The organism is Phenylobacterium deserti (genome assembly GCF_003254705.1).
In the GTDB taxonomy this organism is placed as follows: domain Bacteria; phylum Pseudomonadota; class Alphaproteobacteria; order Caulobacterales; family Caulobacteraceae; genus Phenylobacterium; species Phenylobacterium deserti.
The window spans coordinates 380,545-394,944 of the sequence record NZ_QFYR01000003.1 but is presented as its reverse complement, the minus strand read 5'-3'; the positions used below and the strand labels follow the sequence as shown (position 1 = coordinate 394,944).

Annotated in this window: 15 protein-coding genes and 1 tRNA gene; 8 read left to right on the top strand and 8 right to left on the bottom strand. The window is 68.1% G+C overall.

The window, feature by feature from the left end; translation table 11 throughout:
• Positions 1 to 55 precede the first annotated feature (55 nt).
• Together DJ018_RS14445 and DJ018_RS14440 are read left to right on the top strand one after the other, a co-directional pair.
• Positions 56 to 802, top strand: coding sequence for a hypothetical protein (locus DJ018_RS14445; protein ID WP_111515651.1), 747 nt, complete (start codon positions 56 to 58; stop codon positions 800 to 802).
• 20 nt (positions 803 to 822) lie between these two features.
• The gene (locus DJ018_RS14440) at positions 823 to 2,661 is read left to right on the top strand and encodes an ABCB family ABC transporter ATP-binding protein/permease (protein ID WP_111515763.1); all 1,839 of its coding nucleotides are present in this window, start codon (positions 823 to 825) and stop codon (positions 2,659 to 2,661) included.
• On the opposite strand, the gene DJ018_RS14435 is transcribed toward DJ018_RS14440, so the two are convergent.
• Entirely contained in the window at positions 2,652 to 3,218 is a 567-nt protein-coding gene (locus DJ018_RS14435) for a GNAT family N-acetyltransferase (RefSeq protein ID WP_420849522.1), read from the bottom strand. The genes DJ018_RS14440 and DJ018_RS14435 overlap by 10 nt on opposite strands.
• A 154-nt stretch (positions 3,219 to 3,372) precedes the next feature.
• Here DJ018_RS14435 and DJ018_RS14430 point away from each other — a divergent pair, with 154 nt between their 5' ends.
• On the top strand, positions 3,373 to 3,813 hold the full coding sequence (locus DJ018_RS14430; RefSeq protein WP_111515650.1) for a VOC family protein: 441 nt from the start codon (positions 3,373 to 3,375) through the stop codon (positions 3,811 to 3,813).
• Positions 3,813 to 4,637 carry an aldo/keto reductase gene (locus tag DJ018_RS14425; RefSeq protein WP_205853776.1) on the top strand — a complete coding sequence of 275 codons (825 nt, stop codon included), beginning with the start codon at positions 3,813 to 3,815 and terminating at the stop codon, positions 4,635 to 4,637. The genes DJ018_RS14430 and DJ018_RS14425 overlap by 1 nt, the downstream gene beginning before the upstream one ends.
• Here the strand turns inward: DJ018_RS14425 and DJ018_RS14420 are convergent.
• Both DJ018_RS14420 and DJ018_RS14415 read right to left on the bottom strand, forming a co-directional pair.
• Complete coding sequence (locus tag DJ018_RS14420; RefSeq protein ID WP_111515649.1) at positions 4,634 to 5,494, bottom strand: hypothetical protein; 861 nt, start codon at positions 5,492 to 5,494, stop codon at positions 4,634 to 4,636. The two genes, DJ018_RS14425 and DJ018_RS14420, sit on opposite strands and share 4 nt — an antisense overlap.
• A gap of 102 nt (positions 5,495 to 5,596) precedes the next feature.
• Positions 5,597 to 5,672 (bottom strand) — tRNA-Asn (locus DJ018_RS14415).
• Positions 5,673 to 5,975: 303 nt separating this feature from the next.
• On the opposite strand from DJ018_RS14415, the gene DJ018_RS14410 reads away from it, so the two are divergent.
• Positions 5,976 to 7,388 (top strand): Mur ligase family protein, encoded by a 1,413-nt coding sequence (locus DJ018_RS14410; protein ID WP_111515648.1) that lies wholly within the window; start codon positions 5,976 to 5,978, stop codon positions 7,386 to 7,388.
• On the opposite strand, the gene DJ018_RS14405 is transcribed toward DJ018_RS14410, so the two are convergent.
• Positions 7,385 to 7,783, bottom strand: a complete 399-nt coding sequence (locus tag DJ018_RS14405; protein WP_111515647.1) for a GFA family protein — start codon at positions 7,781 to 7,783, stop codon at positions 7,385 to 7,387. The genes DJ018_RS14410 and DJ018_RS14405 overlap by 4 nt on opposite strands.
• Positions 7,784 to 7,818: 35 nt before the next feature.
• Entirely contained in the window at positions 7,819 to 8,151 is a 333-nt protein-coding gene (locus DJ018_RS14400; RefSeq protein ID WP_111515646.1) for a hypothetical protein, read from the bottom strand.
• A gap of 73 nt (positions 8,152 to 8,224) precedes the next feature.
• Here DJ018_RS14400 and DJ018_RS14395 point away from each other — a divergent pair, with 73 nt between their 5' ends.
• From DJ018_RS14395 to DJ018_RS14390, 3 genes are all read left to right on the top strand, one after another.
• The gene (locus DJ018_RS14395) at positions 8,225 to 9,214 is read left to right on the top strand and encodes a helix-turn-helix transcriptional regulator (RefSeq protein ID WP_111515645.1); all 990 of its coding nucleotides are present in this window, start codon (positions 8,225 to 8,227) and stop codon (positions 9,212 to 9,214) included.
• Between the two features lie 41 nt (positions 9,215 to 9,255).
• Positions 9,256 to 9,417 carry a hypothetical protein gene (locus tag DJ018_RS19240; RefSeq protein WP_165842929.1) on the top strand — a complete coding sequence of 54 codons (162 nt, stop codon included), beginning with the start codon at positions 9,256 to 9,258 and terminating at the stop codon, positions 9,415 to 9,417.
• Positions 9,418 to 9,548: 131 nt separating this feature from the next.
• The gene (locus DJ018_RS14390) at positions 9,549 to 11,600 is read left to right on the top strand and encodes a prolyl oligopeptidase family serine peptidase (protein ID WP_240609562.1); all 2,052 of its coding nucleotides are present in this window, start codon (positions 9,549 to 9,551) and stop codon (positions 11,598 to 11,600) included.
• 63 nt (positions 11,601 to 11,663) lie between these two features.
• Here the strand turns inward: DJ018_RS14390 and DJ018_RS14385 are convergent, their stop codons facing one another.
• From DJ018_RS14385 to DJ018_RS14375, 3 genes are all read right to left on the bottom strand, one after another.
• The gene (locus DJ018_RS14385) at positions 11,664 to 12,095 is read right to left on the bottom strand and encodes a hypothetical protein (protein ID WP_111515643.1); all 432 of its coding nucleotides are present in this window, start codon (positions 12,093 to 12,095) and stop codon (positions 11,664 to 11,666) included.
• Positions 12,096 to 12,232: 137 nt separating this feature from the next.
• A complete protein-coding gene (locus DJ018_RS14380; protein WP_165842928.1) occupies positions 12,233 to 13,261 on the bottom strand; it encodes a Gfo/Idh/MocA family protein in 1,029 nt (342 codons plus the stop codon).
• The gene (locus tag DJ018_RS14375; protein WP_240609561.1) at positions 13,258 to 14,244 is read right to left on the bottom strand and encodes an MDR/zinc-dependent alcohol dehydrogenase-like family protein; all 987 of its coding nucleotides are present in this window, start codon (positions 14,242 to 14,244) and stop codon (positions 13,258 to 13,260) included. Before DJ018_RS14375 ends, DJ018_RS14380 begins: the two co-directional genes overlap by 4 nt.
• Between the last annotated feature and the right edge of the window lie 156 nt (positions 14,245 to 14,400).

Here is a 14,400-nt window from a genome sequence, read left to right as displayed (position 1 = left end):
GCGCAGCGGGCAGGGCCGATTAGCTACACCAGGATCAAGGAGTTTCAACCGACCGGTGCAGCGCTCGAGAGTTCATCTGGCCCTCGTCCTGCTGCTTGCGACGGCGGCGTGCCGCGGAGGCGACGGGGCGAGTGAGGGGGACGCCAGCGGCTATCTGGCGCCGCCGGTGGTCGCCGAGGCGCGGCTGGAAGGCGGCCAGGCGCAGCTGGCCGGGGAGGCTGCGCCTCGCGCGGAGGTCCGGCTCGCAAGCCCCACCGGCGAGGCGCTGCAGGTCAAGGCCGATGCCGAAGGGCGTTGGCGGATCGTGCTTCCCCCCGCCGGCCGCCCGCGCATCTTCGGCCTGTCCATGCGGGTGGGCGAGCGTCGCACGCAGGCGCCGGGCTATGTGGTCGTGGCGCCAAACGGGCAGGCGGCGCTTCTGCGCGCAGGCGTCGGGGCGCAGCGGCTCGATCAACCCAGCCGGCTGCGCATCGGGGCGGTGGACTTCGACGGCCAGGGCGCAACCGTGCTGTCCGGACGCGCGCCGCCCAACGCCTTGCTGGCCGTGCGCGTGGACGGCCGCCACGCCACCGACGGCCGCGCCGATGAGGAGGGCCGCTACAGCATCGCCTTGCCGACCCCCGCCGGCCGCCGCCGGTTCGAGGTGGTGAGCGACGGGGTCGCCCAGACCCTGGAGGTGGACCTTGCACGGGCCCCGCCTCTTGCCGAAGGCCCCCTGCGTAGCCAGTTCAGCCCCAGCGGGCTGCAACTGGACTGGCTCACCCCGGGCGGGGGTGTGCAGTCGACGATCCTGCCCGGCTGACGGAGATCTGATTGAGCTACATGCACGCTCACGCCGGGCGGCGCTTCCCGCCTGGAGGTTCGGCGACGCCCAAGGACGCCAAGTTCGACCTCTGGAGTTCGCTGGCCGACCTGAGCCGGCTAGTTATGAGGTCGGGTGCGCCGCAGCTCCGCCTGCGGATCGGCGCGGCCCTGATCCTGGTGTTCATCGGCAAGTTGGCTGGCGTGATCGCGCCCGTCCTGCTCGGCGACGCGATCAACACCCTGACGCCTGTCGCGCAAGGCGGCGTGGTGCTGGGCGCCGGCTTCGTCGGCCTGGCGGTCGGCTTTGCCGCCCTGCGCCTATTGTCGGCCTGCGCGCCCTACGCGCGTGACGCGATCTTCACCCGCGTCTCGCAATCCACCATGGCCCGGGCGGCCGTGGAGAGCTTCGCCCACGCGCTGAACCTCTCTCTCGATTTCCACCAGGGCAAGCAGAGCGGAACCCTCTCGCGGATCATCGACCGCGGAGCGCGCTCCACCGACTTCCTGATCCGCTCCTTCATCTTCAGCCTGGGGCCGACGCTGGTCGAGCTCCTGCTGGCCATGGCGGTCATGGTGCTGCGCCTCGACTGGCGGTTCGCGCTGATGAGCTTCGCCACCCTGGTGATCTACGCCGTGGTCACCTTCCGGATCACGGACTGGCGGTTGTCTCACCGGCGCGAGCTGAACGCCGCCGACAGCCGCGTGGCCGGGCTCTCGGTCGAGGCCCTCATGAACTACGAGACCTTGAAGGCCTTCGGCGCCGAGGACAGGATGGTCCGCGACTACGAAGAGGCGATGGCCGAGTATGTGGACGCCGGCTCGCGGGCCAACACCTCGCTCAACCTGCTGAACGGCGCTCAGGCCCTGATCCTCAACGTCGGTCTGGCCGCCCTTACGGTGCTCGCGGGCGTGCAGGTCAGCCAGGGCGAGCTGCGGATCGGCGACATCACCACCGCCATCTTCCTGCTGAGCGGCCTTTATGCCCCCTTGGGGATGCTGGGCTTCCAGTATCGCGAGATCCGTCAGGCCTTCATCGACATGGAGCAGATGGTCGGGCTCACGGAAATCCGCCCGGAGATCGTAGAGGCGGAGCGTCCGCGCGAGCTTCCTCCGGCCAGCGGGCAGGGGGCGTCCATCGCCTTCGATCACGTGAGCTTCCAGCACGACGCGCGCGCCAACGGGCTCAAGGACGTCAGCTTCGAGGCCGCGCCCGGCCACACGGTGGCGTTGGTCGGCCCGTCTGGAGCCGGCAAGACAACGGCCGTACGCCTGGCCATGCGACTGCTGGACCCGCAGTTGGGTCGAGTGCTGATCGATGGGGTCGACATGCGCGAGGTGCGCCAGGACGCGCTGCGCCGCGCCGTCGCCCTCGTCCCGCAGGACGTGGCGCTCTTCAACGACACCCTGGAAGCGAACATCGCCTTCGCCCGGCCGCAGGCCACGCCCGAACAGGTTCGCGCCGCAGCCGAAGCCGCCGAACTCGGGAGCTTCATCGACAGCCTGCCGAACGGCATGGAAACCCTGGTGGGCGAGCGGGGGCTGAAGCTGTCCGGCGGCGAGCGCCAGCGCGTCGGCATCGCCCGGGCCCTGCTGGCAGATCCTCGGGTGCTGATCCTCGACGAAGCCACCAGCGCGCTCGATGGCCCGACGGAGGCGGCGATCCAGGAGACGCTTCGCAAGGCGCGGGCCGGGCGCACGACACTGGTCATCGCGCACCGCCTATCGACCATCGTCGACGCCGATCAGATCCTGGTGCTGCGCCGTGGACGGATCGTTGAGCGCGGCGCCCACGCCGAGCTCCTGGCCAAGGGCGGCGAGTACGCCGCGCTCTGGCGCCGCCAGACGCGTCAGGCGTGACGGATGATCTGCTTGCCCATGCGCAGCAGCGGCACCGGCGCGCCGCCGCGGGCGTCGACGATCCGCTCGATCGCCTGGAAGCCATAGCTCTCATAGAGCGGTGCGCCGGAAAGCGTGCCCATCAGCTCCAGCCGGCTGAATCCTTCGGCCGCGGCGGCCTGTTCGCACAGGCGCAGGATCAGCCGGCCGACCCCGCGGCGGGCGAAGTCGGGATGGGTGTACATCGCCCGAACCCGGGCCGGCTCGCGGGCAGGGTCAAGAAGCGCCGCGTCGCGCCCGGGCGTGTGATCGCCGCCGTACAGCGTGGCGCGCCGGCTCCAGCCGCCGCAGCCGGCGATCCGCCCCTGCGCCTCGACGACGAAGTAGGTGCGGTCGGCCACGAGTTGCCGGTCGAGACCCATGATCGCGCGGCTGGATTCGATCTGCTCGGGCGAAAGGAAGCCATGCTGCAGCTCGCCGATGGCGGCGTCCATCACCGCCTGAAGCTCTGGAAGGTCGGCCTCCAGCGCCAGCCGGTGGGTCAGCTCGCTCGCAGGCGGGGTGGTGTCCTGGATCACCTGGCGATCTTCGCCTTTCAGGGTCGAGACGGCAAAATGAGATTGCGACCGTTGGGGCCTTCAGGCGGTTTATGCCCCATCGCCTGCCCTGAGCTGAGGCAGCGCCGTTCGGCCCTGCCGAACATCAATCCAGAGAGAAGGGACGCCATCGCTCGTGAGATACCTGCACACCATGGTCCGGGTGAGCGACCTGGATCAGTCGATCGACTTCTACGTGAACAAGCTCGGACTTGCGGAGGTCTCCCGGACGGAGAACCCCGGCGGGCGATTTACGCTCGTCTTTCTCTGCGCGCCGGGTGACGAGGAACGAGCCCGTCAGAACAAGGCGCCCCTGGTCGAGCTGACCTACAACTGGGATCCCGAGGACTACCAGGGCGGCCGCAACTTCGGGCACCTGGCCTATGAGGTCGATGACATCTACGCCACCTGCCAGCGACTCAAGGATGCGGGCGTGATCATCAACCGCCCCCCGCGGGACGGGCGCATGGCTTTCATCCGCTCGCCGGACAACATCTCGATCGAGCTCCTGCAGAAGGACGGCGCTCAGCCGCCGCAGGAGCCCTGGGCCTCTATGCCGAACGTAGGAGTGTGGTGATGTCGGTTTCCTCGATTGCACTGAGTGATGGGCGCACGATCCCGCAGCTTGGGCTGGGCGTCTGGCAATCGCCCGCCGACCTCACCGCTCAGGTGGTGCGCACCGCGATCCAGGCGGGTTACCGCTCGATCGACACCGCCATGATCTATCGGAACGAGGCGGCTGTGGGGGAGGGCGTGCGCAGCGCGGACGTGCCACGCGAGGACCTGTTCATCACCACTAAGCTGTGGAACGACGACCAGGGCTATGACCAGGCGCTCTGGGCGTTCGAAGCCAGCCTGAAGCGCCTGGAGATGGACTATGTGGACCTCTACCTCATCCACTGGCCTGCTCCGAAGCAGGGCAAGTACCTAGACAGCTGGCGCGCCCTGATCCGCCTGCAGGAGGAGGGGCGCGCCCGGTCCATCGGCGTCTCCAACTTCATGCCCGAGCACCTGCGGCGCATCGTGGCCGAGACTGGCGTGTCCCCCGTTCTCAACCAGATCGAGCTACACCCGCGTTTCCAGCAGACGGACCAGCGCGCCATCCACGTGGGCATGGGGATCGTCACCGAGTCCTGGAGCCCGCTTGGCCAGGGATCGCTGCTGGAGAATGAGACGCTCGAGGCCATCGCAGCCAAGCACGGCAAGACGCCGGCCCAGGTGATCATCCGCTGGCACATCGATCAGGGGCTGGTGGTCATCCCCAAGTCGGTGAACCCTGAACGCATCGCCCAGAACATCGACGTGTTCGACTTCAGCCTGGACGACGAGGACATGCAGGCGATCCGCAAGCTCGACAGCACGAGCGGGCGGTTGGGACCTGATCCCCTGGCCTTCGGCTAGGGAGCGAGGCGGCCAGCCAGCCAATAGGCGAGGTTGCTGTGGTAGGCGCGCACGTCCGCCATAGCAGCCTCGTCGCGCTTCAAGCTGCCGCCCGGCGGCTCGCTGACGAAGCTGGGGCAGCCCATGTCCGGGTCCAGGTTGTAGTCGGCGAAATGGTGGAAGGTGCTCTGCGCCACGGCCCTTCCGCCGGCTTCGCTCGCCTCGAAGGCGACGGCGATGTTGAAGGGGCGGCCCGTGACCTTGCTGCACCCGGTGGCGATCACCCGGGCGCTGGGATCATCGGAGGGCGCATCCACCGCCCCCTCGTGCGGATGAGCCGGCAGGCGCGTGATCACCTGGCCGTTCCGTCGCAGCAGCGGGTGGGGCTCGCCGACCACCTCTACCACTTGAGCGTCGCCATTGGCGCCGGAGTGGTAGTTCGGCCAGGAAATGTAGGTCGTGTAGGGATCGTCGATCGCGTGGCGGGTCTCGTCCGGGTCGAGGTTCTTGGTGTGGAAGTAGTGGGCCGCGCCGACGCCGCCCAAGGTGCAGACCGAACTGCCCAGATCCATGTGGTCACGGGTGACCATCAGCCCGCGTCCGTTGCGGCGAAAACGGCTGATGGCGGCGCACTCGTCGCTGTTCAGCCCATCGCCGACATCTACGGCGAACAGCCAGAGCTGATCGAAGTTCGACTCGTCGATCGCGCCCAGAATCGGATCGGTCTCCCCCGGCGCGGCCCCACGATCGCGCGCTGTCACCTCGACGCCATCAAGCGAGCTCAGGAAGTCGCGCAAGATCGAGAAGCGACCGATGTGCCAGTCGTCTTCCGTCGGGGTGATGGTCGTCTGCAGAAGGATGCGGATCGGCTCGGCCATGGCGCTCTCCGGAACGGCTAGGCGCGCAGCCTATCACCCACCCCGAAGGGCGTGGAGACAGTTCGCTGAGGCGAGGGGTTTCGACGGTCGGGTGAGAGCCGATGGCTCCCCGGGCAGGACTCGAACCTGCGACCCGGCGGTTAACAGCCGCCTGCTCTACCAACTGAGCTACCGAGGATCAGGCCGTCGAGGGGCGGGGCTATACGCCAGCGGTGCGGGGCATGCAAGCGTCCCGAGGGGTCAAAAGCTGTGGACGAAAAAAAGAGCCCGGCGCGAGCGCCGGGCTTGGAAAAGTCTGTGATGGTGGGTGTCTTCAAGGAAGACGACGGCAGACTCGTTTGCGTCGGTAAACGCGGGGTTAACGCCGGTAAACGGTTCCAACGAACCCTTAAGGCTACCGATCGGGCGCATTGTCGCGCCGGGCTGGACGAGACTGACCGATCGGCTACTCACGAGGTTTCGCGACTCGCCGGAGGTCCCCATGCGCATCCACTTCACCGGTATTGCCGGCGCGGGCATGAGCGCGGCCGCCTTGATGATGCGTGACGCCGGCCACGAGGTCTCGGGCTCCGACGAGGACGTGTTCCCGCCGATGTCCACCTATGTGGAAGGCCTGGGTTTCCCGTTCCACCGCAGCTTCGACGCCGCGAACTTGCCGGACGGCCTCGATATGCTGGTGCTGGGCGCCAGCGCGAAACTCGGCGGCGACGCCAACCCGGAGGTGCTCGAGGCGCGCCGGCGCGGCGTTCGGATCACCACCTTCCCGGAGCTGGTCGGCGAGGCGACGTCCAGCCGACAGAACACGGTGGTGGCGGGCTCCTTCGGCAAGTCCACCTGCACAGCCCTTCTCGCACATGTCCTGAAGGAAGCGGGTCGCGACGCTGGATGGATGATCGGCGCGATCTCTCCATCCTTGCCGGCGACCGGCCATTGGGGCGCGGCGCCCGAGGTGGTGCTGGAAGGCGACGAGTACATCGTCGGGCCGGCCGACAAGCGCTCGAAGTTCGTTCTGTACCATCCGCGCGACGTGCTGCTGACCTCGCTGGTGCATGACCACGTCAACGTGTTCCCGACGTTCGAGGACTACGAGGCGCCGTTCCGCCAGCTGCTGCGCCTGATCCCTGCGGACGGCCTGCTGGTGGCGCGGGACCATCCGGCGATCCGCGCGATCGCTGGCGAAGCGGGCAGCCGGATCGTCTGGTACGACACCGAGCCCTGCGCCGGTTGGTGGTCGGAAGGCGTGGTGTTCGGCGAGACGACGCGCTTCACCCTGATCGGCCCCGGTGGACGACGCATCGCCATGGCGACCAGCCTGCTGGGCGAGCACAACATCGAGAACATCGTAGGCGTGTCGGCCTATCTGCTGGAGCGCAGCCTGGTCAGCGAGGCGCAGTTGGTGGATGCGGTCGCAAGCTTCGGTGGGATCCGTCGGCGCCTGGATCGCCTGACCCGCACGTCGGTGGTGCCGGTGGTCGAAGGCTTCGGCTCGTCCTACGAGAAGGCGCGGTCGGCGATCGACGCCATGCTGCTGCACTACCCTGAGCGCCCGCTCACGGTGGTTTTCGAGCCCCACACCTTCTCCTGGCGCAGCCGCGAAGCATTGAGCTGGTACGACACGGTGTTCGCCGGCGTGGCTAAGGTGTTGATCGCGCCGCCGCCGACCCACGGGGCTGCAAGTCACCAGCAAGCTACCTACGAGGAAATCTTGGCTCGCGCCGCTGCGACGGGCGCTGCCGTGCAGGGCGTGCGTTCGGCGCAAGAGGCGATCGGTGCGTTGAGCGCCCTGACGGGCGCCGAGGCCGTGCTGCTGCTGTCGTCGGGCCCGCTGCTCGGGTTGCCCGACAGTCTCCCGCCGGTGTTTGAGGAACTCTACGCCCCACGGTTTGCGGCCTAAGGGACCCGGTTCTGCTCGAACTGAATGTCCGCCACCTGCGGCATCCAGGGCTCCTTGCGGATGACCCAGCTCTCGTACTGCGGCGCGAACTGGCCAGGCTCGTCGAAGCTGCCCAGCGAGATCTCCTGGTCGCCTTCTGCGCCGCCGACCACGCGCGAGCCACATTGCGGGCAGAACCAGCGGACGTAGCCCGGCGAGCTTTCCCAAGCCTTCATCTCGCCTTGGATCTCGACCTGCTCGCTCGTGAAGACCAGGAACGGGTTGAACGCCGCAGCATGCGCCTTGCGGCAGGTCATGCAGTGGCACAGGCCGCCGCGCACCGGTTCTCCGAAGGTCTTGAAGCGCACCGCGCCACAGGCGCAGCCCCCGGATCGTTTCGGCTCGGCTCTGGTCATGGAGCCATCAACGCAAGGGAGGGAACGCGGTTCGCTCAAGCCGCCAGGCGGTTGGCGGCGTCTTCCAGGACCCGGATGATCTCGCCCTCGCGCTCATTCCAGAGGATGGACACGCGGGCGGCGCGGGGGGCGAGGTCGCCGAGGGCGGCTTCGACCTCAGCGTCGTGCAGGCGCTCGTCGGACAGCCGCAGAAGCGAGCGGCCGCCACCCTGGTCCTGAACTTCGTCGTGGAAGCGCAGCACGGCGTCGACCACCGCGCCCGGCAGCGGCGACGGAGCGAGGGTGCGGGAGGGCAGGGCGCGGCCGGGCTTGCGACCGATCTTGGGAGCGAAGCTGCGGCTGCGGCTCGAGCGGAACTGGGAGGCCATCTGGCGATCTCCGTTGCAGGTCTTGTCTGTTTCGGTTTTGATCCCTCGGTGCGACAGAATCGGACGTAGAGCTTTGAGGCACGAAAAGGCGGGACGGCTGCTGGAGCTGGCGCGAATGCTGGCGAGCACGGCCGAGGGGCTGACCCTGGACGAGATGGCCGACGGCCTCGGCGTTGGCCGGCGAACGGCCGAGCGGATGAGAGACGCCGTTCGCGAGATCTTCCCTCAACTCGAAGAGGTGGAAGATCCGCCCACGCGCAGGTTCCGCATTCCCGCCGGTCTGGACGGGCTGTTCCAGGCGCCGACCGCCGATGAGCTCGCCGCCTTGCGGAGCGCCGCGGAAATCCTGAGGGCGGCCGGCGGCACGGCCCGCGCCGCGGCGCTGCAGTCGCTGGAGCAGAAGGTGCTTTCCGCCACCCGGGCGCAGGCGCGTCGCCGTCTGGCTCCCGACCTGGAAGCGCTGCTCCAGGCGGAAACCATCGCCGTGCAAGCAGGAGCGCGACCGTTCGAGGACGAAGCGGTGCTCTCAGCCGTGCGCGAGGCGATCAAGTCGCTCGCCATGCTGCGCTTCCGCTACGAGGGGGGCTCGACGCCGGGGCGGGTGCGGGAGGTCTCTCCGCTGGGCATCCTCTTCGGACGCTCGAACTATCTGGTGGCCGTGGAGGACCCCGCGCGGGGTCCGCTGAACTGGCGGCTGGATCGCGTTCGCGATCCTGAGGTGCTGCCGCAGCCGGCGCTTCGTCCCGCCGACTTCTCGCTGCAGGACTATGCGGACGAGAGCTTCGGCATCTACCACGACGAGGTGCAGGACGTGGTCCTGCAGGTCTCTCCGGAGGGCGCAGAGGATGCTCTTCGCTGGCGCTTCCACGCCAACCAGGAGGTGGAGCCGCAGGCGGACGGCGGGGTGGTGGTGCGCTTTCGCGCCAGCGGCATGCTGGAGCTCGCCTGGCACCTGTTCACCTGGGGCGACAAGGTGAGGATCGTTCAGCCGGAGATCCTGCGCCGGACGCTGGCGGAGCAGATCGAAATCGCCAGCCAAGCTCTGCGTCCGGAACTGACGTAGCTTGGCTTTAGAGCTCAGAGGGTCAGCAACGGAGATGACCCATGAGCCTCGCCTACGACTTCGCCCCCGCCTTTGAACTGGAAGTCCGCCGCCGCCGCACCCTCGGCGGACGCGCCCGTCGCATGCTGGCCTTGCTGGTCTGGGCGGGTCTCTTCGTGATCCAGCCGAAGCTGGCGCTGGAGATCTGGCGCGAACGCAGCTGAAAGCGCTTGAGCCGCGCCCTCCGATCGCCTCTATGGCGTAACATGTGACGGGACCTATGGTCCGGCCAAGTCGGGGATTATCGGCTATGCGTGCAGCGGTTCTTGCGACTCTTGTTTCGGGAGTGTTCCTCATGGCGGCGGCGCCTGCCCCCACCAACGACCCCTACGCCTACATGGAAGAGATCGAGGGGGCGCGGGCGATGCAGTTCGCCAACGACGAGAACGCCCGCTCGTTGCCGCAGCTGCAGAACGATCCCCGCTACGCTGGCCTGTATGCCGACGCTTTGAAGATCGCTACGGCCACCGATCGCATTCCCGGCGTCTACTTCGCCGGCGACGGCTCGCTGCGCGACTTCTGGCAGGACGCCCAGCACGTCCGAGGGCTGTGGCGCACCACGAGCCTGGAGAGCTACCGCGCCGGCAAGCCGCAGTTCCGCACGCTGATCGATGTGGATGCGATGTCCAAGGCTGAGAACGCCAACTGGGTGTTCAAGGGCGCCGACTGCCTGAAGCCTGACGAGCGCTACTGCCTCGTGTCGCTGTCCAACGGCGGCAAGGATGCGGTGGTGGTGCGCGAGTTCGACACCCAGACCGGCCAGTTCATCCCGAACGGCTTCCAACTTCCCGAAGGCAAGCACCGGTTCGAGTGGGTCGACAAGGACACCCTGATCGTCGCCACCGACTGGACGCGGGGCGAGGTCACGACCTCGGGCTATCCGTTCGTGGTCAAGCTGGTGAAGCGCGGTCAGGCGCTTTCCGCCGCGCAGGAGGTCTTCCGGGGCCGCGCCGACGACGGCGGCTACGGGGTCAACCCGATCGTCCTGCGCGAGCCGGACGGCGCTGTCCGCGCCATGCTGGTGAAGCGCCCGCTCGACACCTTTAACGCCGAGTATCACCTGATCACGCCCAATGGCGCGGCCAAGCTCGACCTGCCGACGAAGTCGAGCGTCCAGGGATATGTCTCCGGCCGGATGATCGTCAGCCTCGAGCAGGACTGGGCGGCCAAGGGCTTCAAGGAAGGCGATCTGGTCGACTTCGACCTGGATCAGGTGAAGGCGAAGCCTGCGGCGCTGAACGGCGCCCTGGTGCTGCGGCCGACCTCGAGCCAGGCGGTGGAGCAGGTGGCGACCACTCGCAACCGGCTCGTGCTGGCGCTGCTGGACAATGTGAAAGGGCAGGTGGTCAGCCTGACCCGCGGCCCGAAGGGCTGGACTCAGACGCGTCTCGACCTGCCCGCCGACTCGACGGTGGCGATCACCTCCACCTCGGACAAGGACGACCGGATGCTGGTCAGCGTGACCAGCTTCCTGACGCCTTCAAGCCAGTGGTTGGCGGACGCTGCTTCCGGCAAGCCTGAGCGTCTGCGGAGCCTGCCGCCGCGCTTCGACGCCTCCAAGCAGGTAGTCGAGCAGCTTTGGGCCACCTCCAAGGACGGGACCAAGGTTCCGTACTTCGTCGTTCGCCCCAAGGACCTGAAGTTCGACGGCCAGGCGCCGACGCTGCTCTATGCCTACGGCGGCTTTCTGGTGAGCCAGACGCCGTCCTACGCCTCCACGGTGGGCAAGCTGTGGCTGGAGAAGGGCGGCGTATACGTCATCGCCAATATCCGCGGCGGCGGGGAGTTCGGGCCGCGCTGGCACAACGCCGGGCTCAAGCTGAACCGGATGCGGGTCTATGAAGACTTCTTCGCCGTCAGCGAGGACCTGATCGCCCGGAAGATCACCAGCCCGCGGCGGCTTGGGATCATGGGCGGCTCGAACGGCGGCCTGCTGATGGGCGTCGCCTTGACCCAGCGGCCGGAGCTCTACAACGCCGTGGTGATCCAGGTGCCGCTGTTCGACATGATCGGCTACACGCACATCGGCGCGGGCGCGTCCTGGGTCGGCGAGTATGGCGATCCCGCCAACCCGCAGGAGCGGGCGGTAATCGAGAGCTACTCGCCCTATCAGAACCTGAAGGCCGGCCAGAAGTATCCGCGGGCGTTCCTCGAGACCTCGACCAAGGACGACCGCGTCCATCCGGCGCACGCCCGCAAGGCGGCCGCCCGACTGAAGGAGCTCGGGTACGACTACCTCTATTACGAGAACCTCGACGGCGGGCACGCTGCGGCGGCGAACCTCAATGAACGGGCCATGCGGCAGGCTCTGGAGTTCACCTATCTCGCCCAGCAGCTGATGGACTGATGAAACAAGACGGGGCGCTCCTTGCGGAGCGCCCCGTCGGCTTAGGAGCCCAAGACCGGCGGCCTAGCGCCGCCAGCGGCCATCGTCGTAGCGGCGGCCATCGTCGTAGCGATCGCCGTCATAGCGACGGTCACCGTAGCCGCGGGCGTAGCGACCGCCGTTCACCGCCTGCTCCACGCGCGTCACCACGGCGTCCAGGCGGGCGACCTCGCCCCGACGAGCCTCGCCAGTCTGCACGCGCCAGGCGATGTCGTGCACGGAGCGGACCTGGTCGCGCAGGGCGCGGGCCTCGCCCCAGGAGATGCGGCCTTCGCGCGCGGCGGTGGTGATCTTGTAGTCGAGGCTGTCCACATAAGGCGTGGTCAGCCGGTAGTTGCCGCCGTAGTTCTGGTGACGGCCGTAATCGTTGCCGCCATTCCAGGGTTGGGCGGCGGCCGGCGTGACACCTGCCGCCAGGGCGACAGTCGCGGCCATCGACAGCAGAAGCGTCTTCATCGTCAGTCTCCTCAAGGTGCGGTCGCCCAAGGCGAGCGCCATGAGAGGAGAAAGCCAGACTCCGGCTGACAGGCTTGTGAGCGGCCCGTTGTCTGGCGTTCAGCGAACAGCTTGATCCGAGCCGACGAGGTCGGGCGTCAGCGGCCGTAGATGCGGTCCAGGACGCGGGCCACGTCGATCAGCTTCGCGGCGGCCGGATCGAAACGCTGGCCGGCGGCCAGGCGCTGGGCCCAGTCCGCCGCGGCGCGGCCGCCCCACGCGTCCGGAGGCGTCGCCAGCGTTTCGCGAGCGGTGCCGCGATAGCGCTCGGCCGTGAAGTCGTAGAAGGAGCCGTCGACGTTCTTCAGGGCGGCCCCGCCGTTCGTGCCGTAGAACGAGGCCGAGATAATCGCGTCGCAGCCGGCCTGCAGCCGCCAGGAGCAGGCGAGCTGAACCGCGGCGCCCGTGTCGAGCCCGACGGTCGCCACGGCGTAGTCTTCCACCTTGTCCTTGGCGTTTCCAAGCGGCGCGCCCCCGGAGAAGAGCTTGCCCGAGACGTCGGCGACCTGCGGAAAGTCCATGGCCCAGAGGGCGAGGTCCACGAGGTGCACGCCCAGGTCCATGACGCAGCCGCCGCCGGACAGCTGCGGGTCGTAGAACCACGGCTTGTCCGGGCCGTAGGCGTTATGAAACACCAGGTCGACGGCGTAGATGTCGCCAAGCTCTCCCGATCGCACCAGATCCCGGATCTGCCGCATGCCCTCGGTGAAGCGGTAGGACAGGTCCACTGCCAGCAGGCGATCGGCGGCGCGCGCGGCGTCGACCACGGCCTCCACCTCGCCGGCGGTGCGGCCGAGCGGCTTCTGGCAGAACACAGCGGCGCCGGCAGCCAGGGCGCGGATGGACTGCTCGGCATGCTGGGCGCTGGGGGTGGCGATCACCACGCCATCGACGCCGCTGGCCAGCAACTGATCGAGATTGGAGACCACCTCGGCGTCCGGAGCGAGCTTAACGGCTTCGGCGATCATCTCGGACGAGGTGTCGGCGATGGCGGCGACTTCGACAGCCCCGGTCTCGACAATGGCCTCCATCCGATGCCGGCCGATCCAGCCGACTCCGAGGAAGCCCAGGCGGGGGCGAGTCGTGGCCTGCGCGGTCGCCGGCTTTTCCATCAGGGTCTCGCTCATTGGGGAACCACCAGGGCCTTGAGGAAGCCGTCCGGACGATCGCGCGTCGCGTTCAGCGCCTCGTCCAGCTGATCGAGGCGATAGGTGTGGGTGTACAGCGGCGCAGGGTCCAGGCGACCGGAGGCGATCGCCTCGACAGCCTCGCGGATTCCGTCTGCGTAGACCTTGGGGTCGCGTTCGTGCGCGTTGATGACGTCCAAGCCGCGCCAGTTCCACAGCCACATGTTCACCTGACGCGGACCGTCCTGATGGTAGCCGGCGATGATCAGCTTGCCACGCTCACGGGTGAGTTCGGCCGACAGGTCCAGCGGCCACTGCTTGCCGACCGCCTCGATCACCCGATCGCAGAACTGACCGTCGGTGAGCGCCTTCACCTTCTCGATAATGGCGTAGTGGTCGTCCATCGGGATGACTTCCGCGGCGCCGTACTGCTTGGCCAGGTCCAGCGAGAAGGGGCGGCGGGAAATGGCGATCACCCGGGCGCCTGCGTCTGTCGCGAGGCGGGTGAGGATGGCGCCCAGGAAGCCGATGCCGACGATCGCCACCGTCTGTCCGGCCTGGATGTCCGCGCGCTTGAAGATGTTCATCGCGCAGCCCAGCGGCTCGCCAGGGAAGGGCTGGCCGGCCAGCGATTCGGGAAGCTTGATGCAGGCTTCGGCCTCGGCGACGTCGTACTCGGCGTAGGACTTGTAGGAGAGGGCGGCCACCCGATCGCCGACCGCAAGATCGGTCACGCCGTCTCCCACCGCATCGATCACGCCCCAGCCTTCATGACCCAAGGCCCCGGCTTCCAGCGGGAAGTTCATCCACTCGGGACCCTCCCAGGGCGTCAGGTTGGAGGCGCAGACGCCGCAGCCTTCCAGCTTCACACGCACCTGGCCTGGGCCCGGGGACGGCTTGGCGACCTCTTCCATCCGCACCTGACCGGGCGCGGAGACGACCGCGGCGCGCATGGTGTCGGCGCCGGCGAAGGATCCATCCATCTAGCTTGTCCCCAACGAAGAACTTCAGGCGAGGCGAGGGGGCGCGCGCACGCGGCCGCGTGCGCGGCGGTCCTCACATCATCAACAAAGAACCCACGCGGCCAAGCTTGGTTCCAGCCGACGGCGGGGACCTGTGGATCGTTCTGTGGTGGGGAA